This is a genomic window from Promicromonospora sp. AC04, assembly GCF_003058225.1.
In the GTDB taxonomy this organism is placed as follows: domain Bacteria; phylum Actinomycetota; class Actinomycetes; order Actinomycetales; family Cellulomonadaceae; genus Promicromonospora.
In genome coordinates this window covers 131,088-155,528 of the sequence record NZ_QBUG01000001.1, presented here as the reverse complement: position 1 = coordinate 155,528, position 24,441 = coordinate 131,088, and the positions used below count along the sequence as shown (strand labels likewise).

The 24,441-nt window shown below is 71.7% G+C and carries 18 protein-coding genes; 14 read left to right on the top strand and 4 right to left on the bottom strand.

The genetic code is table 11. The annotated features are described in order from the left end of the window. Nucleotides 1–56 precede the first annotated feature (56 nt). A complete protein-coding gene (dinB, locus tag C8K30_RS00630) occupies nucleotides 57–1,298 on the top strand; it encodes a DNA polymerase IV (protein WP_108490974.1) in 1,242 nt (413 codons plus the stop codon). A gap of 106 nt (nucleotides 1,299–1,404) precedes the next feature. Continuing rightward, on the top strand, nucleotides 1,405–1,833 hold the full coding sequence (locus C8K30_RS00625; RefSeq protein ID WP_108490973.1) for a DUF3040 domain-containing protein: 429 nt from the start codon (nucleotides 1,405–1,407) through the stop codon (nucleotides 1,831–1,833). A 132-nt stretch (nucleotides 1,834–1,965) separates the two neighbouring features. Here the strand turns inward: C8K30_RS00625 and C8K30_RS00620 are convergent, their stop codons facing one another. From C8K30_RS00620 to C8K30_RS00610, 3 genes are read right to left on the bottom strand one after another with little or no spacing between them, the layout of a single operon-like run. Continuing rightward, nucleotides 1,966–4,257 carry a DUF3488 and transglutaminase-like domain-containing protein gene (locus tag C8K30_RS00620; RefSeq protein WP_108490972.1) on the bottom strand — a complete coding sequence of 764 codons (2,292 nt, stop codon included), beginning with the start codon at nucleotides 4,255–4,257 and terminating at the stop codon, nucleotides 1,966–1,968. Next, complete coding sequence (locus tag C8K30_RS00615) at nucleotides 4,254–5,567, bottom strand: DUF58 domain-containing protein (RefSeq protein WP_108490971.1); 1,314 nt, start codon at nucleotides 5,565–5,567, stop codon at nucleotides 4,254–4,256. Before C8K30_RS00615 ends, C8K30_RS00620 begins: the two co-directional genes overlap by 4 nt. 20 nt (nucleotides 5,568–5,587) lie before the next feature. After that, the gene (locus C8K30_RS00610; RefSeq protein ID WP_108490970.1) at nucleotides 5,588–6,637 is read right to left on the bottom strand and encodes a MoxR family ATPase; all 1,050 of its coding nucleotides are present in this window, start codon (nucleotides 6,635–6,637) and stop codon (nucleotides 5,588–5,590) included. Nucleotides 6,638–7,037: 400 nt separating this feature from the next. On the opposite strand from C8K30_RS00610, the gene mraZ reads away from it, so the two are divergent. The 4 genes from mraZ (at nucleotide 7,038) to C8K30_RS00590 (ending at nucleotide 11,258) form a co-directional block, all read left to right on the top strand. Further along, a complete protein-coding gene (mraZ, locus tag C8K30_RS00605) occupies nucleotides 7,038–7,508 on the top strand; it encodes a division/cell wall cluster transcriptional repressor MraZ (protein WP_108490969.1) in 471 nt (156 codons plus the stop codon). Between the two features lie 185 nt (nucleotides 7,509–7,693). Further along, nucleotides 7,694–8,737, top strand: coding sequence for a 16S rRNA (cytosine(1402)-N(4))-methyltransferase RsmH (gene rsmH, locus C8K30_RS00600; RefSeq protein WP_108490968.1), 1,044 nt, complete (start codon nucleotides 7,694–7,696; stop codon nucleotides 8,735–8,737). Then, nucleotides 8,734–9,162 (top strand): hypothetical protein, encoded by a 429-nt coding sequence (locus tag C8K30_RS00595; RefSeq protein WP_108490967.1) that lies wholly within the window; start codon nucleotides 8,734–8,736, stop codon nucleotides 9,160–9,162. The genes rsmH and C8K30_RS00595 overlap by 4 nt, the downstream gene beginning before the upstream one ends. After that, nucleotides 9,159–11,258: a penicillin-binding protein 2 gene (locus C8K30_RS00590; RefSeq protein ID WP_108490966.1), complete on the top strand. Its 2,100-nt coding sequence runs from the start codon at nucleotides 9,159–9,161 to the stop codon at nucleotides 11,256–11,258. Before C8K30_RS00595 ends, C8K30_RS00590 begins: the two co-directional genes overlap by 4 nt. A gap of 24 nt (nucleotides 11,259–11,282) precedes the next feature. Here C8K30_RS00590 and C8K30_RS00585 read toward each other — a convergent pair whose 3' ends face one another. Next, nucleotides 11,283–11,930 carry a TetR/AcrR family transcriptional regulator gene (locus C8K30_RS00585; protein ID WP_108490965.1) on the bottom strand — a complete coding sequence of 216 codons (648 nt, stop codon included), beginning with the start codon at nucleotides 11,928–11,930 and terminating at the stop codon, nucleotides 11,283–11,285. A 91-nt stretch (nucleotides 11,931–12,021) separates the two neighbouring features. On the opposite strand from C8K30_RS00585, the gene C8K30_RS00580 reads away from it, so the two are divergent. From C8K30_RS00580 to C8K30_RS00545, 8 genes are all read left to right on the top strand, one after another. Further along, complete coding sequence (locus tag C8K30_RS00580) at nucleotides 12,022–14,613, top strand: beta-glucosidase (RefSeq protein WP_108490964.1); 2,592 nt, start codon at nucleotides 12,022–12,024, stop codon at nucleotides 14,611–14,613. A gap of 51 nt (nucleotides 14,614–14,664) precedes the next feature. Then, entirely contained in the window at nucleotides 14,665–16,338 is a 1,674-nt protein-coding gene (locus C8K30_RS00575; protein WP_233256894.1) for an ABC transporter substrate-binding protein, read from the top strand. Continuing rightward, nucleotides 16,338–17,447, top strand: coding sequence for an ABC transporter ATP-binding protein (locus C8K30_RS00570; protein ID WP_233256893.1), 1,110 nt, complete (start codon nucleotides 16,338–16,340; stop codon nucleotides 17,445–17,447). Before C8K30_RS00575 ends, C8K30_RS00570 begins: the two co-directional genes overlap by 1 nt. After that, the gene (locus tag C8K30_RS00565; RefSeq protein WP_108490963.1) at nucleotides 17,444–18,427 is read left to right on the top strand and encodes an ABC transporter permease; all 984 of its coding nucleotides are present in this window, start codon (nucleotides 17,444–17,446) and stop codon (nucleotides 18,425–18,427) included. The genes C8K30_RS00570 and C8K30_RS00565 overlap by 4 nt, the downstream gene beginning before the upstream one ends. Beyond that, entirely contained in the window at nucleotides 18,424–19,341 is a 918-nt protein-coding gene (locus tag C8K30_RS00560; RefSeq protein WP_108490962.1) for an ABC transporter permease, read from the top strand. The genes C8K30_RS00565 and C8K30_RS00560 overlap by 4 nt, the downstream gene beginning before the upstream one ends. Then, nucleotides 19,338–20,417, top strand: a complete 1,080-nt coding sequence (locus tag C8K30_RS00555) for an ABC transporter ATP-binding protein (protein ID WP_108490961.1) — start codon at nucleotides 19,338–19,340, stop codon at nucleotides 20,415–20,417. Before C8K30_RS00560 ends, C8K30_RS00555 begins: the two co-directional genes overlap by 4 nt. A 150-nt stretch (nucleotides 20,418–20,567) precedes the next feature. Next, nucleotides 20,568–20,909, top strand: coding sequence for a hypothetical protein (locus tag C8K30_RS00550; protein ID WP_146197289.1), 342 nt, complete (start codon nucleotides 20,568–20,570; stop codon nucleotides 20,907–20,909). A 170-nt stretch (nucleotides 20,910–21,079) separates the two neighbouring features. After that, complete coding sequence (locus tag C8K30_RS00545; RefSeq protein WP_146197288.1) at nucleotides 21,080–24,337, top strand: LamG-like jellyroll fold domain-containing protein; 3,258 nt, start codon at nucleotides 21,080–21,082, stop codon at nucleotides 24,335–24,337. Nucleotides 24,338–24,441: the final 104 nt, after the last annotated feature.

The following is a 24,441-nucleotide window of genomic DNA, read 5'->3' as shown; positions in this document are numbered from 1 at the left end:
ACCCTCGGAGCGCTGGGTGGACAAGCGCTGAGCAACAGCAAGAACGGAGCACGTTCGTGAGCAAGGGGCCGCGGTCAGCGGCGGCAAGACGTGACTGGGGGTCGGACGAGTCCGGCTGCTCGGTGCTGCACCTGGACATGGACGCGTTCTTCGCGTCCTGCGAGCTGGCCCGGCGGCCGGAGCTGCGGGGCCTGCCGGTGATCGTCGGCGGGCAGGAGCGCGGGGTGGTCCTGGCGGCTACCTACGAGGCGCGCGCGTTCGGCATCCGGTCCGCGATGCCGATGACGCGGGCGCGCCTGCTGTGCCCGCAGGCCATCGTGGTCCGGCCCGACCACGGCCTCTACCACGACGTGTCGCGCTCGGTGATGGGCATGCTGCAGGAGGTCACGCCGCTCGTCGAGCAGATCAGCGTGGACGAGGCGTTCCTGGACGTGAGCGGCGCCCGGCGGCGGCTGGGCCCGCCCACGGCGATCGGGGCCGAGCTGCGCCGTCGGATCGAGGCCGAGCACGGCGTGACGGCGTCGGTCGGCATCGCACGGAACAAGTTCGTGGCGAAGCTGGCGTCGACGCACTCCAAGCCGGACGGGCTGATGCTCGTGCCCGTTGAGGCCACCGTGGACTTCCTGCACACGCTGCCCGTCGGCGCCCTGTGGGGAGTGGGGGAGAAGACCGAGCAGGCCCTGGCCGCATGGGGGATCACCACCGTCGCGGAGCTGGCGCACACGGACCTGCCGAGCCTGCAGGCGGCTGTCGGCCGGGTCAGCGGCGCGCACCTGCACGACCTCTCGTGGGGGCGGGACCCGCGTCCCGTCGTGCCCGAGCACCGCGAGCACAGCATCGGTGCCGAGACCACCTTCGGCACGGACCAGGACGACACGGTGGCGGTCGGCCGGCGGGTGCTGGAGCTGTCCGACCGGGTGGCGGCCCGGCTGCGGCACCAGGGTGTGCTGGCGCGCACGGTGTCCGTGAAGGTGCGCTCCAGCGACTTCGCCACCTTCACCCGGTCGCGCACGCTGGACGGGCCCACGGACGTCGCGCGGGACATCTACCTCGTCGCGCGGGAGCTCGTCGCGGGCGTCGATCTGGGGGGTCTCGCGGTACGGCTCGTCGGCGTGCGGGGTGAAAATCTCCAGCAGCGAGACGGCTCGGTGCACCAGCCGACGCTCGAAGAGGCCGTCGATCCACGCTCCGGAGCGCAGCGAGAGGCTGAACTTGCGCTCGACGCGGTGCGTGAGAAGTTCGGGAAAACAGCGATCGACCTGGGTGTACATCACAAGAACGGCACGCATCATTACTGATCTGCCCGTATAGTCGCTGGTATGCCCGGGATGTCGACTACCAACGGCGGCCGGGTCGTCCTATCCTGGAAGGGACACTGTTCCTTTGCGAGATCCGGGGGTCTCGATGCCTCTGTCCGAGTACGAGCAGCGGGTGCTGGAGCAGATGGAGCGCGCTCTGACGTCAGACGACCCGCGGCTGGCGAACACGCTCCAGTCCACAGGTCGCGGTAACGCGCTCCGTTATGTGCTGTCCGGGGCCGGCGTTGTCGTCGGTCTGCTTCTTCTTGTCGTCGGTGCAGCGACGTCGCGTACCTGGCTCGGGGCCATCGGCTTCGTGCTGATGTTTGCGGGTGTGGTCTTCGCATTCCTCGGACCGCGCAAGAAGCAGCAGGAGGGCCCGGTCGGCGTCGTTGGAGAAGACGGCACGGTCCAGCCGCCGCAGGGGGGAGCACGCAAGCCCCGCAAGCGGCAGGGCGGTGGTGGCCGTTCCGGCGGCTTCCTCGCCCGTCTCGAAGAGCGCTGGGAGAACCGGCGCAACCAGGGCGGTCGCTAGCCGACCAACCGACCTCGGTGGTCCTGGCCGGACTGCCGGCACATGTGCGTGACAGGCACAGGTAAGTGACTGACACAGCTACATGACAGGAGCCGGGCCCCAGTGGGGCCCGGCTCCTGTCTGTCCTGACGGTCAGGGTTTGCCGGTCAGGACGGCGGTGAGGTCGGTCGTCACCGTTTGCATGAGCTCTTCCAGCTCGGCGGGTGTCGGCGGTGTCGAGTCGCGGGCGTAGCGCTCGTCCTCCGCGGCGTCGGCCAGGGCGGTGAGGCGCTCCGCGACGTCGTCGGGCAGGGGTGTGCCCGTGCGGGTGCGCACCTCGTCCGCGATGACCGCTGGTGCGCGGCGCAGCGTGACCGACGGGCCGAGCCGCACCTCCTGCTCGGCGAGCAGTGCCAGGACGCGGGTCCAGGCGCGCTCCGGGTCGAGCACCTCGGCCTCGGTGCGGCGCCGCAGCAGCAGCCATGCGGCCCCGCCGAGCACGCCGAGGGCGACGGCCACCGCGACCACCCAGGCCCAGCCGGGCAGGGTCCGGTCCGACACCTCGTTGCTTGACGACGCGTCCGCCGTGGCGCCCGCGTCGGACTGCTCGGGCCGCTGGGTCGGCTGCCGCGTGGGCACCTCGTTGGCGCGGGTGGGCGTGGGCGACGAGCTCGGCGCGCTGCCCGCGCTCGGGTTCGCGTACGAGGGGAGGGGACCCGTCTGGACCTGCGGCGTCGGCTCGAACCGGACCCACCCGACGGACGGGAAGTAGATCTCGGGCCATGCGTGCGAGTCCTGGCCCGTGACCCGGAAGCTGCCGTTGCCGTCGGGCCGGCCGGGCAGCCAGCCGACGCCGATGCGGGCGGGGATGTCGAGGCTGCGGGCCATCACCATCATCGAGAGGGCGTACTGGGTGCAGTACCCCTCCTTGTTCTGCAGGAAGTCCCACACGGTGTCCGACGAGCCCCGGTAGTCGGCGTCCGGGTTGTAGACGAACCCCTCACCCGACCGCAGGTGGTTCTGCAGCGCGACCGCCGCGTCGAAGCGGGTGGGTGCGTCACCCGCGATCTCCTCGGCGTAGGCGGCGATGTCGTCCCGGTGCTCGGTGTCCGGCACCTCGATGTAGCCGGCCGACCGGGGATCCCCCGAGGTCGGGGCGGCACGCAGCAGCTCCGGGGTGAGCCGACGGTCGACGATCTGGACGCTGTACGGGGCGCCGGGCTCGGTGCCGTCGCCGCTGCGCACCTCGTCGCGGATCGCGTCGTAGGCCCAGTCGCCGCTGATGTCGACCGAGCGGGGCTCGAGCGGCAGCGGTAGCTCGGCGCCGTTGAGCTGTCCGATCCGGAGGTCCATTCGGCGGCCCTCGCCGACGGCGTCCTCGCCGGGAGGCGCGAGGATCGTGGTCGAGTCGAAGTCCGCCAGGCCGCCGGTGGGCACGTTCCGGTTGGTCTGGACGCCGTCGAACGCCGTGAGGGTCATGACGCGCAGGGGGCCGGTCGGGTCGCCGTCGGCCATCGTGTACGTCAGGACGGTGTTGGAGGAACGAGCGCTCAGGGGCTGGCGCATGTCGAGCTCGGAGGACAGCTCGACCGTGTTCGACGGCGTGGAGATGAGCTGGTTCCACGTCCCGGCCAGCGCGGGCAGCGCGGCCATGCCGGTGGCGACGCCGAGCGAGGCGGCCGCGACCGCCACGGACGTCAGCGCCGTGATCCCGGACCGGAACCGCTGGGCGCGGCGTACCGCCGCGGAGTCGGACTCGCTGTGCCGGCCGGGTGTCACACCCACCGGGTCGACCGTGAGCAGCAGCAGCATCGCGGTGACGCTGATGACGAAGACCTGCCACTGCACCTCGCCGACGAGCGTGAGGGGCGGCGTCCACAGGAGCAGCAGCGGCACGCCGGCGAAGCCGGGCATCCGGGCGCCGGCGAGCGAGTCCACCACGAGCAGCACGAGCAATGTGCCGCCCACGGCGACCATGCTGATGGCCGGCCCGGGGTCCACCGGCGCCACCTGCGTGCTCATGAGCTCGGTGGCCTGCCGGAACCGTTCGAGGACCTGCTCCACGGAGTCCGGCCCCACGAACGGCTCGAAGCGCTGCCCCGGCCCGCCGTAGCGGGCGAGGACGAACCACACGGCGACCAGGAAGCCGGCCGCCGTCGCGACGAACGAGGCGCCGCCCGCCGCGCGGTCGGCGGCCCGGTCCGCGCTCGGCCCCTGGCCCGCCGCCCGGCGGGTGGCGGCGCGGTCGACGGCGGTGCGCAGCAGCAGGTACCGCACTACACAGCTGGTGGTCGACACGAGGACGACGCCGGTGGTGCCGGCGGTGAGCCATGGCCCGGGGTCGACGACGAGAGTGAGCGCGTGCATGGACGCGATGACGGCGATCGCGACGAGGATGCCGGACGTGACGGTGCGGACCAGCGGTCCGCGGTGGGCGGGGATCACGGGGCACGCTCCGCGAGCAGGGCCCAGGCGCGTTCCGGGTCGGTGCGGGCCTCGGAGGTGCTGACGTGCCAGCCGGACGCGCGCAGCTCGGCGGCGGTCTGGTCCAGCTCGTGCTGGAACCCGGCGCCGCGGGGAGCGACCAGGAGCGCCCAGCACGTGCCCTCCGCGCCGAGGGCGGCGAGGTCGTGGCGGGCGTCGGGCGCGTGCGGGCCGAGCACCGCGACGACTATCTCGCCGGGGGTCCGGGCGAGCCGGAGCGCACGTGCCGTGGTGCTCGTGGCGTGCTGTCCTTCGGCGGCGCCGCGGTGCCCGCGGATGTCCACGCAGGCGTCGAGCAGCGCGGGCCGGCTGGCGCGCGTGGTCGCGAACCGGACGCCCTCGACGCTGGGAGCCACGCTCGTGGGCACCAGGCGAGCCGGGTGGCCGGCGTCGAGGAACGAGGTGGCGATGGACGCGGCGAGCTCGACCGCCCACTCGCCGTCGTCCACGGCAGCGGGGCGGCGCGGGCTCCCGGACTCCTGCCAGTGCGGCAGGAGCGAGCGGTCGAGCAGGACGGTCACCGGGCGCACGCCGGCGCTCTCGTCGGCACGGACCATGAGCTGGCCCCGGCGGGCGGCGCTCGCCCAGTGGACGCGGCGCGGGTCGTCGCCCGCGACGTACTCGCGCAGCACGGAGTCGTCGGTCGACTGGAGGCGTGCGCCCGTGGCGGAGTGGTCGACATCGCCCACCGACCGCGTGCGCACGGCGAGCTCGACGGTGCGGGGCCACACGGGTACGTGCGTCGCGCTGCCGAGGGGCTGGGTGGCGCGGACCAGGCCGAACACATCGGTCCGGGTGGTCAGCAGCGGACCCAGCGACCAGCGCCCGCGGCGCGTCGGGGTCAGGGAGTAGTGCACGGTGATCCGGTCGGCCCGCGCCGAAACCCGCGCCCGGATGCCCTGGTGCCCGGCGAGCTCGTGCGCCGCCTGCTCGGAGAGGCGCAGCCGGGACAACCGTTCGTATGCCGCGCCGGTGGCCTGGTGCGCGGCGACCAGGAGGCTGACCTCCGCCGTCCGGTCGCGGACGACGGGGTTCGGGGTCACGGCACGCGTCACGTGCAGGGCACCGCGTCCGGACTCGAGCCGCTGGGCACCGATGACCACCCAGGCCACCGCAACGGCGATCAGCGCAGCCGCGCCCAGCCCGACGAGGTCGGGCAGGGTGAGCACCAGTCCGAGGGGGATCAGCACGCCGCCCACGCAGGCGGCTCCGATGCCACGGGGGGTCAGCCGGACCCGGCTGATCCGTGCGAGCGTGTCACGCCACTTCATGAGCTGGTCGCCCCGGCCGCTCAGAACTGACGCCGGTCGGCGGGCTCGAGAGCCGGCACCGGCGTGCGCTGCACTATCTCGTCCACGAGCGTCTCCGGCGTGACCCCGCCGAGCCGGGCCTCGGTCGTGACGATGAGGCGGTGGGCCAGCACGGGCCGGGCGAGCCGCTGGATGTCGTCGGGCAGCACGTGGTCCCGCCCCGTCATGGCGGCGATGGCCTTGGCGGCCCGCAGGAGCTGGAGCGACGCTCGGGGCGAGGCGCCCAGCCGCAGCCCGGGGTGCTCGCGCGTGGCCCCGACCAGACCCACCACGTACCGCTTGACCGACGGCGACGCGTACAGCGACCGGACCAGCTGCGAGAACCGCAGCATCGAGCGTCCGTCGGTGACGGGCTGCAGGTGCGCCAGCGGCGTGCTGGCCTCCTGCCGGTCGAGCATGAGGATCTCGGCGTTGATGTCGGGGTAGCCCACCGTGATGCGGGCCATGAAGCGGTCGCGCTGTGCCTCGGGCAGGGGGTAGGTGCCCTCCATCTCGACCGGGTTCTGCGTGGCGACCACGAGGAACGGCCGGGGGAGCTGGTGGGTGGTGCCGTCGACGGTGGTCTGGCCCTCCTCCATGCACTCCAGCAGCGCGGACTGCGTCTTCGGGGAGGCGCGGTTGATCTCGTCGCCGATCACGATGTTGCTGAACACCGGGCCGGGCCGGAACTCGAACTCGTGGCTGCCGGTCCGGAAGATGTTGACGCCGGTGAGGTCGCTCGGCAGCAGGTCGGGGGTGAACTGGATGCGGCCCACGTGGCAGTCGATGCTGCGGGCGATCGCCTTGGCCAGCGTCGTCTTGCCGACACCGGGCACGTCCTCGACGAGCAGGTGGCCCTCGGCCAGCAGGACGGCGAGGGTGATGTCGGCCAGCCCCGGCCGGCCCGTCACGACGGACTCGACGGCTCCGCGGACGCGCGCCATGGTCTCCACCAGCTCGTCGAGCGCGCCGGGTCCTGGCGCTGCCTGCGGGGCGGCCGCCCCGCCGAAGTGAGGATCCGCTAGGCCGGGCGCGGCGGGTTCCGTGTGCACAGGGGGAGACCTCCATCAGGCCGAGTTGTCAGGCCGGTTTCTGGTGCGTGGACGCACCGTTCGGACGCCGGGCGGGTGAGGGTGGGCCCGGCTGGTCCAGCCTAGTAGAGATGTAAAGCACTCTGTTGGGTGGATCACGCGGTCTCCACACATCCGAGAACTCGTTTCGCCCCACCGAATCAGCCGGTTACCAGCCCGGGGACCCTTGTCCCCGCGTGGCCTGGAGCCGGGTACTCCGACATTCCGCGCCACGCCGGACATGGATTTACTCCACCTGCTCTTTACCTCTTTGACCTGCGCATTGAGGGCTGCTGGGCAGTTCTCCCCACGGTTTTTCCGAGTGTGGTGGTGGAAAGTGGAGTAGCGTGGAGTGTGCGGGAGCGAGAGGAGGTGCTGGCCCATGGCTGCTACGGCAGAAGATTTCGCGGGTCTGGGCCTGCTCCTCGGTACGTACACCCCGAAGCTCGACGAGAAGGGCCGCCTGATCCTTCCCGCCAAGTTCCGGGGGCGTCTGTCCAGCGGTCTGGTCATGACCAAAGGGCAGGAGCGGTGCCTCTTTCTTCTCCCGATGGACGAGTTTCAGCAGATCTACACCCAGATCCGGCAGGCGCCGGTGACGAGCAAAGCAGCACGGGACTACACGCGAAACTTCCTCGCGGGAGCCAGCGACGAAGTCCCGGACAAGCAGGGCCGGGTCTCCATCCCGATCCACCTGCGCGAGTACGCCGGCCTGGACCGCGAAGTCGTGGTGATCGGGGTCGGCACCCGCGTGGAGGTGTGGGACGCGCAGGCCTGGGCCACATATCAGGAACAGACCGAGCCCGACTACATCGACCAGGCCGAGGAGATCTTCCCCGGGCTGAGCTTTTAGGACAGGCGAGCAGGCGGCCGTACGGCCAGGCCTCCTCCCGCAGGATCCGGCGCACTTCCCCGCCGCCGGAACCGTGCGGAGGGAGACCTGACCGGACGGCCTGTCTCGACAGGGCCGGCCGATTCCTGGCAGGGCTATAGCACCAGGCGGTAACAGCAGGGCACGACGCAGGAGAGGAGACACCGATGAACGCGACCGACAACCGTCCCGGCACCAGCAGCGACGCCGCCGATCGTCACCTCCCGGTGTTGCTCCAGCGCTGCGTGGACCTGCTCGCCCCGGCCCTCGCGGAGCCCGGCTCGGTCCTGGTGGACTGCACGCTCGGCATGGGCGGCCACACCGAGGCCGTCCTGGAGCAGCTCCCGGCGGCGCGCGTGATCGGCATCGACCGGGACCCGCAGGCCCTCGCGCTCGCGGGCGCCCGGCTGGCCCGGTTCGGCGACCGGTTCACGCCCGTGCACGCCGTCTACGACGAGATCGGCGACGTGGTCGGCGAGCACGCCGGCGGCGCCGTCCAGGGCGTGCTCATGGACCTCGGGGTGTCCTCGCTGCAGCTCGACGAGGCGGAGCGCGGCTTCGCGTACGCGCAGGACGCGCCGCTCGACATGCGCATGGACTCCACGCAGGACCTGACGGCGGCCGACGTGCTCAACACGTACGACGAGCGCGACCTCGCGCGGATCCTGCGGGAGTACGGCGAGGAGCGGTTCGCGGGCAAGATCGCGCGAGCCGTCGTCCGGCGTCGGGCGGAGCGGGAGTGGGACCGCAGCGGCGAGCTCGTCGACCTGCTGCGCGCCGTCATCCCCGCTGCGACCCGCAAGACGGGCGGCCACCCGGCCAAGCGCACGTTCCAGGCCCTGCGGATCGAGGTGAACGGTGAGCTCGAGGTGCTCGAGCGCGCCGTGCCCGCCGCGATCGAGGCGCTGGCGGTGGGCGGCCGGATCGTCGTGGAGTCGTACCAGTCGCTGGAGGACCGGATCGTCAAGCGCGCGATAGCGCAGGGCACGACGTCGTCCGCGCCGTCCGGCCTGCCCGTCGAGCCGGAGACGCACAGGCCCTATCTCGAGGCGCTCACCCGGGGCGCGGAGGAGGCCGACGCAGAGGAGCTGGAGCGCAACCCGCGCTCGGCGTCGGTCAGGCTGCGCGCCGCACGGCGCCTGCGCCCCACACCCGAGCACCTGTTGAACCGCACGACCAAGCACCACACAGCGAAGGAGGACCGCCGATGAGTGCCACGACTGCCGCGACGGCCCGCGCCGCCCGTCCGGCCGAGCTGCCCCGCACCCGCCGGGCACCGCTGACCGCGATCTCCGGGGGTGCCGCCCAGCGCGGACGCCGCCTGGACGTCGTCCGCGCGCCGCTGCACGCGAAGAGCCGGGTGCCGTTCTTCGTGCTGTGCGCCACCCTGATGGTGGTGTCCCTCGTGGCGGTGCTCGTGCTGAACACCACGCTCGCGCGCGGTTCCTACGAGATGTCGCAGCTGCAGGGCGACGTCGCGCAGACCGCTCAGGACGTGCAGGGGCTCCAGGAGGACCTGAGCGCGGCCGAGACGGACCTGCCGGCCAAGGCCCGCAGCCTCGGCATGGTGCCCGCGGAGAACCCGACGATGGTCAGTATCCGTACCGGCAAGGTGGTGAAGGGTACGGACCAGTGACGGGTCCGACGTCTGGCTCGGGCCGGCAGCGCACTCCTTCGGGGCGCGCTGCCGGCTCCCGTTCTGCGCAGCCGCGTCAGGCCCAGCCTGCCCGCGGTCAGGGCAAGTCCCGGCAGGCACCGGCCCCGCAGCGCGAGCAGGGCGGCGCGCAGCCGAAGAAGTCTCGGTCGGGCGGGTCCCAGCCGCAGGGCAAGCCTCAGCCCAAGAAGGCCCAGCCCAAGAAGGCCCAGCCCCGTGCGACCAGCACGCGGCTGGGCTTTCAGGCGCCCGAGGATGCTCGGAAGGCCGCGCCCCGTCCCGCCCGGTCCCGGGTGGCGCGGCCGCTGCCGCCCCGGCCGGGTCGGCCGGAGGTGCGGCAGCGCTGGATCGTCGGCCTGGCGGCCGTGGTGGTGCTCGTCTTCCTGGTGCGGCTCGTCCACGTGCAGCTCATCGAGGGGCCGAGCCTCGCCGCGCAGGCCGAGGCGGCACGTACGGCGACCGCCGTGACCCCGGCGCACCGGGGCGACATCACTGACGCCAACGGGGTGGTGCTCGCGACCTCGGTGGACCGGTACACGGTGGTCGGCGACCCCAAGGCGATCAAGGACTTCCGCGGCACGGCCCGGGGGATGGACGCCGAGGGGGAGAAGATCGAGAACGGCGCCCTGGGCATCGCCCAGCTGCTCGCGCCGATCCTCGACATACCGAAGAACGAGCTCGCGGCGCAGCTCGTGGGCGACTCCCGCTACAAGGTGCTCGCGAAGAACGTGGTGCCACAGGTGCAGCGCGCCATCGCCGGCCTGGAGATCCGGGCGTACATCCGGACCGACCTCACGTCGCGGCGCACCTACCCGTCGGGCGCGGTGGCGGGCTCGCTGGTCGGCTTCGTGAACGACGAGCAGACCGGGCAGGCCGGCATCGAGGCCGCGTACGACGACCTGCTGTCGGGCACTGCCGGCTCGGACACGTACGAGCGCAGCCTCGACGGCCTGCGCATCCCGGCCGCGGGGCAGGAGTCGGTCCCGGCGGTGCCGGGTGACGACGTCCAGCTCTCGCTGGTGCACGACGTCCAGTGGAAGTCGCAGGACGCGATCGACGAGGCGGTGCGCACCTCGGGCTCGGAGTACGGCATCGTGATCGTGCAGGACGTGCGCACGGGCGAGATCGTCGCGCTCGCGGACTCGGGCGCGGTGGACCCGAACGACCGGTCGACGGCGGCCGTCGCGGGCGGGTCGCGCGCAGTGAAGGACGTCTTCGACCCGGGCTCGACGGGCAAGGTGGTCACCATGGCCGCGGCGCTGGAGGGCGGCTACTGGAACCCGAACAGCCGGTTCACCGTGCCGGACACGTTCACGACGCCGAACGGGCAGACGTTCCACGACTCGCACGACCACCCGGTGCAGCGGCTGACCCTGACGGGCGTGCTGGCGCAGTCGTCCAACACGGGCACGGTGCAGGTCGGGGAGAAGATCCCGATCCAGACCCGGCAGGACTTCCTGGAGAAGTTCGGGTTCGGGCAGCCGACGGGCCTCGGTCTGCCGGGCGAGTCGGTCGGCATCATGCCGCCCGCCGACGTCGCGGACTGGGATGGCCGCACGCAGTACACGGTGCTGTTCGGGCAGGGTCTGTCCGTCAACGCCATGCAGGCCACCAGCGTGTTCTCGACGGTCGCGAACGGGGGCGTGCGGATGACGCCGACGCTCTTCGAGGGCTCGACCAGCCCGGACGGCACCAGGACGCCGGCCGAGCGGGAGTCGGGGAAGAGGGTGATCTCGGAGAAGACCGCGGACACCCTGCTGAAGATGATGGAGACCGTCACCGAGGACGGCGGTACGGGCGTCAACGCCGTCGTGCCGGGCTACCGGGTGGCGGGCAAGACCGGTACCGCGCAGATGCCGGCCGGCAACGGCTGGACGTACATGGCGTCGTTCATCGGCGTCGCACCGGCCGACGACCCGCGGTACACCGTCGCCATCTTCCTCAAGAGCCCGCACAGCTCGATCTTCGGCGGTGAGGTCGCCGCCCCGGTGTTCAGCGACGTCATGGGGTTCACGCTGCAGAAGATGGACGTGCCGCCGAGCAGGACCGAGCACCGGCGGCTCGAGACGGAGTGGTAGCCCGGGCGGCCTGGCCCGCGCGGATCAGGGGTTCGTGATCCGCACGGTGCTGCCGAGGGTGGCCGTCAGGATCGACTCGATAGCGAATCCGGTGGCCGCGGCGAGATCGACGGCCTCCGGGTCGAGCAGCCACTGCAGCTGAAGGCCGTCCATGACGGCGATCACTGCCGCGGCGGCGCGCTCGGGCTCGCCCTCGGGCAGGGTGACGGAGCGCTCGTCGGCCAGCTCGCGCACGGCCTGGGAGATCTCGCCGCGCAGCACGGCGAACCGCTCGGCGACCCAGGTGGACGCCGGGTGGCCGTCGGTCACCGACTCCCCGGTGAGCACGGCGTAGGCCTGCACGATGCCGCGCCGGCCGGCGTTCTGGCGCGCGGTGGTGACCAGGTGGCGGAACAGGTCCATGCCGCCCGGGATGTGTTGTCCCTCCAGATCCTGCACGTCCACACGGTCGCGGTACTCGAGCACCTCCCACAGCAGCTTGTCCTTGCTGCCGAAGTGGTGCAGCACTCCGGCGTGGGTGATGCCGACCTGGGCGGCGACGTCGACGAGCGAGCCCTGGTGATAGCCCTTGGACCCGAACACCCGCGTGGCGGCGGCAAGGATCTCCTCCCGCCGCTGGGCGCGGGTGGGTCGCTTGGCCCTCGGGGCCGACTGCTCTGTCGTGTCTGGCATGCCCTCACGATACAGAAGTTTGCGGGCTTACTAACCAGTAAGTAAGTGTGGTTGAATGCGGGCAGCCGTCCGACGCTGAACGGAGAAACACTTGTCATCGCAGACCATCACCACGGAGCCCGAGCTGCTCCGCCTCCTCGACGAGCTCACCGCCGAGGAGAAGGTCTCGCTCGTCGTGGGTGCCTCCATGTGGGCGACCACGGCGGTGCCCCGGCTCGGGCTGGAGCCGGTGGTGATGTCCGACGGCCCGGTCGGCGTGCGCGGCCCGGCCGGCGGGACGTCGGCGATGTTCCCCGCGCCCTCCGCGCTGGCCGCCACGTGGGACCTGGACCTGGCCCGCCGCTCGGGCGTGCTGTTCGCCGCCGAGGCGCGGCGCCACGGCGTCGACGTCGTGCTCGCCCCGCAGGTGAACCTGCAGCGCACCCCGGTGGGCGGCAGGCACTTCGAGTGCTACTCCGAGGACCCGCACCTGACGGCCGAGATCGCGGTGGCGCTCGTGGGCGCCGCGCAGGGCCACGGCGTCGGCATGTGCGTCAAGCACTACGTCGCCAACGACTCCGAGACCGAGCGCACCCGGTACATCGCGCGCCTGGACGAGCGGACGCTGCGCGAGACCTACCTGGCGCCCTTCGAGCGGCTGGTGCACGAGGTCAACCCCTGGTCGGTAATGGGTGCCTACAACGGCGCCGACATCGGGGGCGTCTCCGCCCCGCTGCTGGAGCACCGGCCGCTGGTGGTCGACCTGCTCAAGGAGGAGTGGGGCTACGACGGCCTGTTCGTCAGCGACTGGGTGGCCACCCAGTCCGTGGCGCCCGCCGTGCGCGGCGGGCTCGACCTGCAGATGCCCGGGCCGGACGGCCCGTGGGGCGACGGCCTGCTCGACGCCGTCCGCTCCGGCGAGGTGGCCGAGTCGGAGCTCGACGACAAGGTGCTGCGCCTGCTGCGCCTCGCCCGCCGCACGGGGCACCTCACGCTCCCGGATACCGCCGCGCCGGGCCCCGACGCCAACGGTGCGGGCGCGAACATCGCGCCCAGAACGGGACAGGAATCAGCAACGATCCCGCCGACGACGTCGGGTGGTCTCCTGCGGGAGCTCGCCGCCCGCTCCGTCGTCGTGCTGAAGGACGACGTCGGGCTGGTGCCGCTGGTGCACGACGGGACCCGGCCGTTGCGCGTCGCGCTGCTCGGCCCCGCGGCCGTCGAGCCGTTCTTCCAGGGCGGCGGCTCGTCGTTCGTCAACCCCGACCGCCTCACCTACCCCGCCGACGAGCTGCGCGCCGCGCTGCCGCAGGGCTCCGAGGTGACGCTGCTGGCCGGCGCCCGGGCCCTGCACAACCCGCCGGAGCTCGACGTCGACCGGTGCACCGACCCGGTCACCGGCGAGCCAGGGCTGCACGTGACGCTGCTCGCCGCCGACGGCAGCACGCTCGAGGAGTACACGGCCCACGAGTGGACCGGCTGGCTGCACGACGTGCGGCCCGACGCCGACGCCGTCCGCCTGCGCGCCGAGGTCCGCCTCGACGAGCCGGGCGCGCACGAGCTGGGCGTCGGCACCGTCGGCGTGCACCGGGTGGGCATCGACGGCGCCGAGATCGCCGCGGGCAGCACCCGCGTGGACGAGGGCATCGTGCTGTCCTCGGGGCACAACCACCCGATCGCGGCGCTCGCCACCGCGCACGGCACCGCCGTCGTCGACGTGACCCTGCAGGTGGTGCACGCCGTGGGCTACGGGCACTTCGTGCGCGCCGCCCTGGTGCACCGGCTGCCCGGCCCGTCGGCCGAGGAGGAGCTGGCCCGGGCGGTCGAGGCCGCCGCGGCCGCCGACGTCGCCGTGGTGCTGATCGGCACCACCGCCGAGGTCGAGTCCGAGGGCTACGACCGCCCCGACCTGAACCTGCCCGGCAACCAGGACGAGCTCGTGCGCCGCGTCGTGGCGGCCAACCCGCGCACCGTCGTCGTCGTCAATGCCGGCGCGCCCGTGCTGCTGCCGTGGCTGCACGACGTGCCGACGGTGCTGTGGGGCTGGCTGCCGGGGCAGGAGGCCGGCACGGCGCTCGCCGACGTGCTGACCGGAGCCACCGAGCCGTCCGGCCGCCTGCCGTGGACGCTCCCCGCGCGGTTCGAGGACGTCCCCGTGCCGCACGCGCGGCCCGTGGACGGCGTCGTCGACTACGCCGAGGGGACCGACGTCGGCTACCGGGCCTGGGAGCGGCGGCTCGCGGCCGGGCCGGCCGGCGCCGCGCCGGACGCCCCGGTGCCCGCCGCGCCGTTCGGGCACGGCCTGGGCTGGACCAGCTGGGAGTACGAGGACGCCGTCCTCGCCCGGGGCGAGGCCCACGACGCCCCCGCGACCCTGACCGTGTACGTGACCGTCCGGAACACCGGCCCGCGCGCGGGCCGCGAGGTGATCCAGGTCTACCTCGAGGCGCCCGGCGGCGGCCTGAGCCGCCCCGTGCGGTGGCTCGGCGGGTTCGCGGTGGCGGACGTGCCGGCCATGGGCAGCGCGACGGTCCGCGTACCCGTCCCGGCCCGGGCGCTGCAGGTCTGGGACCCGCAGGCCAAGGGCTGGACCACGCCGCCGGGCACCTACCGGCTGCGTACCGGCAGGTCGGTGGCGGACCTGCGACTGAGCAACGAGCTGACCGTCCGGCCCGGGGACTTTCCCGGCGCCGGAACCAAGTGAATACATAACCATCTGTCCCGCACCTGTGGGATCTGTGCAAGGAGGCACACCGTGAGGATTCACAAGCACGTCGCCGTTGCGGCGGCCGCGGCAGCCGTCGCGCTGCTGGCCACGGCCTGCAGCGGCGGAGGCGGTGGCGGCACCGCCACCCAGGCCGGCGGCGGAGAGACCCTGACCGTCGGCATGCCGAACGGCGTCCAGACGGAGAACCACAGCCCGTTCGCCACGGGCTCGTCCGCGCTCTCGCTGGGCTACGCGTTCACGATCTACGAGCCGCTGATGATGCGCAACCAGGCCCGGCCGTCCGAGGAGCCGGAGCCCTGGCTCGCCGAGAGCGTCGAGTGGAACGAGGACTTCACCGAGGCGGTCATCACGCCCCGCGAGGGCGTCACCTGGTCGGACGGCGAGGAGTTCACGGCCGACGACGTCGCGTTCTCCATCCAGCTCCGCAAGGACTTCGAGGCGCTCAACACCGGCGCCCTGCCCTACGACAAGATCGAGACCGACGGCACCACCGTGACCGTCTCGTTCACCGCCGGGCAGTTCGTCAACCAGTCCAAGCTGTACGACCTGGTCATGGTGCCCGAGCACATCTGGGCCGACGTCGAGGACCCGACCACCGACACCAACCCCGACCCCGTGGGTACCGGCCCGTACACGCTGAAGTCCTGGACGCCGCAGGCCGCCACCGTCGTGGCCCGCGACGACTACTGGGGCGGCCAGCCGGCGGTCCCGGAGATCCGGTACTCGTCCTACAACGACAACAACGCCCTCACGACGGCCCTGACCACCGGTGAGGCGCAGTGGGGCTGGACGTTCATCGCCGACTTCGAGAACGTCTACATCGCCCAGGACCCCGAGCACTACAACCAGTACGCCGCGGGCGCGCTCGGCATCGACGTGCTCTACCTGAACAACGAGACCAAGCCGTTCGACGACAAGGCGTTCCGGCAGGCGCTGAACATGGTGATCGACCGCCAGGAGCTCGTCGACGTCGCGACGTCCGGCGTCAACCCCGCGCTGACCAGCGTCACCGGCATGCCGATGCCCGCCGGTGAGCCGTTCCTCGCCGAGGACTATGTCGGCGAGGAGTACGCGGTCGACGTCGAGGGCGCCCGCGCCCTCCTGGAGGACGCCGGCTACACCTGGGAGGGCGAGCAGCTCGTCGACCCCGACGGCGAGGACGTCACCTTCGAGCTGGTCAACCCGGCCGGCTGGAACGACTACCTGACCGCGCTGGACCTCATCAAGAACTCGGCCGCCGAGCTCGGCGTCACCGCCACGGTCAACCCCGTCAACCAGGACGGCTGGTTCGCCGACATCATCCCGCCGGGCGACTTCCAGGCCACGCTGCACTGGACCGACGGCGGCGCCACCCCCTGGGACATGTACGCCGACATCATGGACGGCGCGCAGTACGTGAAGGCGGGCGAGCCGGCCACCTGGAACTTCGGCCGGTTCCAGAACGACGACGTGACCACGGCGCTCGCCGACTACGCGTCGGCGACCGACGACGCCACGCGCACCGAGGCGCTCGCGACGATCCAGCGGGTCTTCGTCGAGGAGGTGCCGGGCATCGCCATCTGGACCCGCCCGGCCACCGCGCAGTACTCGACGCAGAACTACGTGGGCTGGCCCTCCGAGGAGGACCCGTACAACCAGCCGCAGCCCACCGGGGTGCAGGCCGCCCAGATCCTGATGAACCTCGAGCCTGCGGAAGGCTGATGAGCCAGAGCACACCGGTGCTGGCCGCGCACGGCCTCACCAAGCACTTCCGGGCGGGCGGACGCCGCATCAACGGGCGCCCGCCCGCCCGGGCGATCCACGCCGTGGACGGCGTGGACCTCGAGCTCCACCGCGGCCAGGTGCTGGCCGTGGTGGGGGAGTCGGGCTCCGGCAAGTCCACGGTGGCCCGGCTGCTGGCCGGGCTGATCCCGATCACGGACGGCCAGGTGCTGCTGGACGGGGCCGACGCACGGGCGCACGGCCGCCGGGCGTTCCGCGCGTACGTGCGACGCGTGCAGATGATCTTCCAGGACCCGTTCGCTTCCCTGAACCCCGTGCACCCGGTGCGCTACACGCTGACCCGGGCGCTGCGGCTGCACCGGCGCCAGTCCATCGGGGGCAAGCTCCGGGGCAAGGAGCTGGAGGCAGCCCTGACCGAGCTGCTGGAGCGTGTGCACCTCACGCCCGCAGCACGGTACGTCGACTCCTACCCGCACGAGCTGTCGGGCGGGCAGCGACAGCGCATCGCCATCGCGCGGGCGCTCGCCGCCGACCCCGAGGTGCTGCTCGCGGACGAGCCCGTCTCGATGCTGGACGTCTCGATCCGCCTGGGCATCCTCAACCTCCTGGCGGACCTGCGCGACCGGCTCGGCATCGCCGTCCTGTATATCACCCACGACATCGCCTCGGCGCGGTACTTCGCCGACCGGACCACCGTGCTGTACGCGGGGCAGGTCATGGAGACCGGCGACAGCGAGTCGGTCACCCAGGAGCCGCTGCACCCCTACACGCGCCTGCTGGTGGCCTCCGCGCCCGACCCCGACGACCTGGCGGGCGCCGGGGCTGCGGCCGTGCGGGACCAGGGGACCGGCGGCGAGCCGCCGAGCCTCGTCGACCCGCCGCCCGGGTGCCGCTTCGCCCCGCGCTGCCCGTACGCGACCGACCTGTGCCGGCGCGAGACGCCGGAGCTGATCGAGGTCTCGGCCGGGCGGGCGGCCGCCTGCTGGGGATACAGCGACCGGGACGACCGGCCCTTGGTTCCGGCCGGCGGCAGCGGCTCGCCGTCCGACGTCGGCCGGACCGCCCGCAACGGGGAGGCGGCCGCATGAGGTTCCTGCTACGGAGGGTCGCGTTCTACGCGCTGACGGCGTGGGCCGCGATCACCATCAACTTCTTCATCCCGCGCATGCTGCCCGGCGACCCGGTGACGGCCCTGCTGGGCCGCATGCAGGGCCGCATCGACAGCAATGCGGAGCACTCGCTGCGGGTGCTGTTCGGTCTGGACCAGGACACCACCATGTGGCAGCAGTACGTCGACTACTGGGGCCTGCTCCTGCGCGGCGACCTTGGCCTGTCGTTCACGCACTTCCCGACCCCGGTGGCCGACATCGTCAACCAGTCGCTGCCGTGGACGGTGGGGCTGGTCGGCGTCGCCACGATCATCGCGTTCGTGATCGGCTCGCTCATCGGCACGTTCCTCGGCTGGCGCCGCGGGACGTGGGCCGACGGGCTGCTGCCCGTGGCGACGTTCTTCCAGGCCGTGCCGTACTTCTGGCTCGGGCTGATCACCATCGCGGTGCTGTCCGTGAACCTGGGCTGGTTCCCGTCCAGCGGCAGCTACGACCGCGGCCTGGTGCCCGCGTTCTCGGGCGAGTTCATCGGCTCGGTCATCTACTACGGATTCCTGCCGGCCCTCACGGTCGTGCTCTCGTCCGTGGCGGGCTGGGTGCTCGGCATGCGCAACATGATGGTGACGGTCTCCTCGGAGGACTACGTCACCGTGGCGCACGCCAAGGGCCTGCCGGAACGCGAAGTCATGCTCGGCTACGCGGCTCGCAACGCAGTGCTGCCGCAGGTCTCCAGCTTCGCGCTGTCCCTCGGCTTCGTGGTCGGCGGCACGCTGATCATGGAGATGGTCTTCTCCTACCAGGGCATCGGCTACACGCTCTACCAGGCGGTCTCCACGCACGACTACCCGCTGATGCAGGGCTGCTTCCTGGTCATCACGCTGTCCGTCCTGGTGGCGAACATGGTGGCCGACCTCGCCTACGCCCTGCTCGACCCCCGCACCCGGACGGAGGACCGATGAACAACCGGCTGATGTTCCTGCGCAACGGCAAGGTGATCACGGGCCTGGTCATCCTCGGCTTCTTCACGCTGCTCGCGCTGCTGGGCCCGTGGATCGCGCCGTACGACCCGAACCAGGTGAGCGACGCGCTGCTCAGCCCGCCGTCCGCCGCGCACTGGCTCGGCACCGACCACACGGGCCGCGACATCCTGTCGCAGCTCGTCGTCGGCACCCGCGGCGTGCTGGTCGTGGGCCTGGTCGCCGGGGTGAGCGCCACCGTCGTGGGTGTGCTCATCGGCGTGACCGCCGGGTTCGTCGGCGGTGTGGGCGACGAGTCGCTCTCCGCGCTCTCGAACATGTTCCTGGTCATCCCTCAGCTGCCGCTGATCATCCTGATTGCCGCGCAGCTGCCCTCGGCGGGCGGGCTCACCGTCGCGCTGGTCATCGGGGCGACCGGCTGGGCCTGGGGCGCGCGCGTGCTGCGGGCCCAGACGCTGTCGCTGCGCAAGCGCGACTTCGTGGAGGCGGCCCGGGCCAACGGGGAGCGCACCTGGCGCCTCGTGCTCGCCGAGGTGATGCCCAACCTGACGGCTGTGATCGCCTCCGGGTTCGTGGGCACCGTTACCTTCGCCGTGCTGTCTCAGGTCACCCTGTCGTTCATCGGCATCACGCCGGTCAGCGAGTGGAACTGGGGCACCATCCTGTTCTGGGCGCAGAACAACCTCGCGTTGCAGCGTGGCGCGTGGTGGTGGTTCGTGCCGGCCGGGGCGTGCATCGCGCTGCTCGGCATGGCCCTGACGCTGGTCAACTTCGGCATCGACGAGATCGTCAACCCCCGCCTGCGGTCCACCGGCCTGCATGCGCGCTCGCTGCGCCGCCGGGGCATCCGGCCGCGCGTGGGGTTCACCCCGGTGGTGCGGGAGGCACGGTCATGAGCCAGACGGACACGAGCAGGCAGACCGGCACGCGGCCGACGGCGCCGACGTCGGACCCCGTCCTGGAGATTCGGAACCTGAGCGTCGACTACGGGTTCGGCGACGACCCCACGCACGTGCTTCGGGAGGTCTCGCTCACCCTGAACCGGGGCGAGGTGCTCGGGCTGGCGGGGGAGTCGGGCTGTGGCAAGTCGACCCTCGCCTACGCGGCGACGCGGCTCCTGCCGCCGCCCGGCCTCATCACGGGCGGCGAGGTGTGGCTCACGGGCCGCGACGGCAAGCGCGCGGACCTGCTCTCGCTGTCCGACGCCGACCTGCGGGCCGCCCGCTGGCGCGACATCGCCATCGTGTTCCAGGGCGCCATGAGCTCGCTCAACCCGGTGTTCCGGGTCGAGCGGCAGCTCATCGACGGGATCCTGGCGCACCGGCCCGGGATGCGACGCGCGGAGGCGCGGGAGCGGGCTGCCGAGCTGCTGCGGCTCGTCGGCATCTCGGCCGACCGGCTGCGGGCCTATCCGCACCAGCTCTCCGGCGGCATGCGGCAGCGCGTCATGATCGCGATGGCCCTCGCGCTGGAGCCGCAGGTGCTCATCATGGACGAGCCCACGACGGCGCTCGACGTGGTGATGCAGCGCCAGATCCTCGAGCAGGTGATGGAGCTGCGCGAGCGGCTGGGCTTCTCGGTGGTGCTCATCACGCACGACGTGTCGCTGCTCGTCGAGGTCGCCGACCGGATCGCCGTCATGTACGCGGGCGAGATCGTGGAGACGGCGGTGGCCCGGGACGTCTACGCGAAGCCGCGGCACCCGTACTCGGCGGGGCTGCTCGGGTCGTTCCCTCCGCTGCACGGGCCGCGGCGGGAGCTCACCGGCATCCCGGGTGCGCCGCCCGACCTGTCCAAGCGCCCGCCGGGCTGCCCGTTCGCGCCCCGGTGCCCGCACGCCATGGACGTGTGCCGTACTGAGCTGCCCGTGCTGGGACGGACGGCGCAGGCAGAGGAGGGGCGCCTGGTGGCGTGCCACCTGCACACCTCGGGACTGGTGGACGGCGAGCTGCCGGACCTGGTGGCGCGGTAGCGAGTGCCACCGCCGGGACCGATCGGCGGAAGGTGCTGGTCCGCAGTGTGTTGCCGTGAGTAGACATCGTCTACTCACGGCAACACACCTGCGCAAACAGGGTCGTGTAAACGGTGCCGCCCGGCCCCCGGCCGCCGCTAGCCTGACGTCATGCTCGAGACTCCCTTGTTCTGGCTCGTGATCCCGCTGGGCGCGCTGCTCGCGGTGATCTTCGGCGGCGTGCTTATCAGGCGCCTGCAGAAGAAGCTCCGTGAGCCGCTCTTCCCGAGCATCCCGGAGCCGACGGGCGGGGGAGCCAGCCGTGCGGAACCGACGGGCTGGGCAGCCGGCACCTCGTTCGAGCAGGGAGCCGGGGAGACTCGTGAGGACTTCGTCCGGCGGCACCGCCACCGGCCGGGCGTCGTTGCCGACGGCGTGACCCTGGTGGACCTGTACGACCGGATCAGGCGGCTCGAGCATCGCATTGCCGCGCTCGAGGGCGACCGGGACTGAAAGAGCTGACCACCTGAGCCTCGGCTGTGCGGCCGCCATGGGTGCCAGTTGCGCGATGGGCATCGACTGGCGGCTCTCCGTGAGGTAGCTCGAAATATCACCCCCCGGTTGGTAGAAGATCACCCGCTAATTGGTAAAGCGTTTTCTTTCTCGCCCATAACCTCCTTCCTGTGGACATTCCGGACGTGGGTGGTGCGCGGCGAATGGCGGCGACAGCGTGGGTGCGTGCGGCGCGGGGGATCCGGTCGCGTGCCGGTGGTGTCGTAGCCGCGGTGACGGCGTTGGTGGTCCTCGCGTCAGGAGCGTCGGCGCTTGTCGCGACCGGGGCCGCGGACGGCGTGCTGTCCGCGATGAGCCTGGACGACGAGCCTGTCCTGGACTGCCCGGTCGAAGAGCCTTCGATGTCGGAGGCCCTGGCGACGGCCGCCCGGTGCGGGCACGAGGTCGAGGCACTGGACGAGAAGAGTCCGTGGCAGGCGTACTTCGGCCAGCCGTCGGGCCAGGTGCGGCTGGAGATCGGGAGCAGCGCGGACGCGTCCGACGCGGATGGTGACGGGACGTTCGAGCCTATCGAGACCGCGGTGGCCGAGGACGAGGCCGGCCGCCTGAGCCCTGCCGCTCCCGCGGTGGCCATGAGCTTCTCGGCGGGCGGCAACGACGCCGACACGGAGCCGGACGTGCTGGCGCGAATGACCTCCGCGGACGGTCAGGTCGTGGACGTCGAGGCGCCTTTCGAGCTGACCGACCCGGTCGTGGAGGGCAACCGGATCGTGTACCCGGACGTCATGTCCACGGGCGGTGAGCCGTCCGGAGTTGACCTGGTCGTCGCGGTGAACGCCGACGGGTCGGGCTTCAGTCAGGTGCTGCGCATCGCGGATGAGGCGGCGGCACGCAACCCGCAGGTTACGGACCTTGATGCCGACCTGGGTCTGGGCGTGAGCGCCAAGGACGCCACCGGTGCGGACCTGGACGTCGCGCGTGAGCACGGTGCGTTCACCGTCACGGATCCGGACGCAGCCGAGCTGGACGCAGATGGGGGAGACCCGGAGGTGTTCCGGTCGTCCCGCCCGCTGATCTGGACCTCCGAGGAGCCCGCGGACCAAGCGGCAAGCGCGACTGCCGACGTAGAGCGGGCGGCTTCTTCCGATATTGAAGCCAGTCCGTCCGCATCGACCGCGTCCGGCCAGACGGACCCGCTGGCCGGCCCTCTGACTCCTGACGCGGTGGTCGAGCTCCCCACGGATGGCGGCGAGGGGGCCGAGGACGATGCGGTCGGGGCCGCGATCGAGACCGCGGCAGAGGACGAGTCGACGGCGTTCCCGATGTTCGCGGCGCTGGCCGTGTCCGGAACCCTGTCCGAGGTCACTGCTGTGCGCAGTGCCTGGCCGGACAGTGCTTCTTCCTACCAGTTCGACGGCGACGCCGGCGTCGGTCGGTGCCTGGCGCCGGACCCATACGCCGGGTACCAGTGCGGCCTGTCCAGCACGCACCGGGTTCTGTACGAGTTCGGCGGCCTGGGCGGCGTGGGGAGCCTGGCGTCGTCGGACGTCACGAAGGCGGTCTTCAACATCAACGCCACCTTCTCGTACAACTGCGACAAGACGGGCGTCTGGGTCTACCAGGCTGGCTCGAACGCCGTCAGCAACGCGACGACTTGGAACAACCGTGGTTCGTGGTCGACCAGGCTTGCTTCCGCACTGGTGACACACCGGTCGGACTGTGCCGGCATGGTCCGGTCGGTTGGGTTCGACGTCACGGCGGGCGCGAAGAAGGTCGCGTCGTCGAACTGGTCGTCGCTCACCCTGGGCGTGCGGTCGGCGAACGAGTCCACGATGGTCGGCTGGAAGCGGTACATCGGCCGGAACGACGGCAACGGCAGCACCAGCCCGCGGGCGACGCTGTCGGTCACGTACAACCGAGCTCCCGGCATCCCGTCGAGCCTGACGACGTGGCACAGCAAGGAGGACTACTCCTGCAAGACCGGGACGGACCGTCCGGTGCTGCGCACGACCATGCCGAGGCTGTCGGCCTTCATCCGCGACCCTGACGGGAACGCGACCAAGGCTCGGTTCCAGATCTGGCGGGTCACCAGCGATATCCAGGTGTGGGGCGCCTATATGTCGTCCTATCTGCCCTCGGCACGCACGCACAAGATCCAGGTGCCGGACAACGAGCTGTTCTCCAACGTCGTCTACAAGTGGCGTGTCCTGGCCAAGGACTCCAGCGGGCGAGAGGGCTCGTGGTCGAAGTGGTGCGAGTTCACCGTGGACATCACCAAGCCTGAGATACCGAACATCTACCCCGTGACCAGCGGCGCGGGCGTGGAGGCGGTGTACACCAACGAGAACATCGAGGCCGGCGGCATCGGGCTGACCGGCAAGTTCCGGTTCGGCTGGGCGGGCTCCACGGACGTGGTCCGGTTCCAGTACGGGTTCACCGACCCGGCGACGCCGAAGGCGGTCCCGACGTCCTCTACGGGCACAGCGGTGGTGTCCTTTACCCCGACCAAGCCGGGCCCGGCGACCGTGTACGTGCGGTCGGTCGACCGCGCGGGCAACATCTCGGACCCGAGGGCGTACTTCATCGACATCGCCGCCCCACAGGAGTCGCACATCTGGCGGATGGACGAAGGTACCGGTACCAGTGTCGCGGACGGTGCTTGGGTCACGGTGAAGGAACCCCTGACGATCAAGGACGACGGCGTGGGCACCGCGCCGACCTGGACAGCCGGCCCCCACGAGTTGTTCGGATCCCGGGTCGGCGACAAGGCGATCTCTCTGGACGGCGTGGACGACCGGGCCGCCACTGTCGCGGCGGGGATCGATACGACGAAGAGCTTCGTCGTATCGGCGCACGTGCGGCTCCCGCAGGATGCGGACCTGACCGGGCACGACGTGGCGATCTCGCAGAACGGCACGGTCCTGTCGCCGTTCGCGCTCATGTGGTGGGGGTCGTGCAGGGCGGACGGCGGCTGTTGGTCGTTCAATCTGTACCAGACAGACGCGGCCGGTTCGGGGATCGTGCGTGCCACGCAGTCCTCCGCCGTGACCTATACCCCAGGCGAGTGGGTGCATTTGACCGGGGCTTGGAACGAGGACACCGGGAAGGCGTCGTTGTGGGTGTGCCCGATCGGTACGCCGGAGAAGCCTGCACCCGCCAACCCGATCCGGAGCGACTCCACCGCGACCATCTCTTCGATGTGGCGCGCGACGGGTGCCACCGTCATCGGGCGGGGCAAGTCGAACGGCGAATCAGCTCACTTCTTCGACGGTGAGATCGACAACGTGCGCGTGTTCGAGGGAACGGTCATCGCCGAGAACAAGGTCCGGCGGCTGTGCCAGGGCGCGGACAGCACCGACTTCCTGACCGGCATCCCGGCGCTCGACCCGACGGTGGGCGACAAGTCGGTCGAGGAGTCGGGCCAGTGACCCTGCGAGCGACAGGCGGGGACGTGCGGGAACTGACGAGCCAGATGGGAACAAGAGTGACTGGGTTTGGTGGGCAGGTGCGCGGCGGTGTGGCCACGGCGACC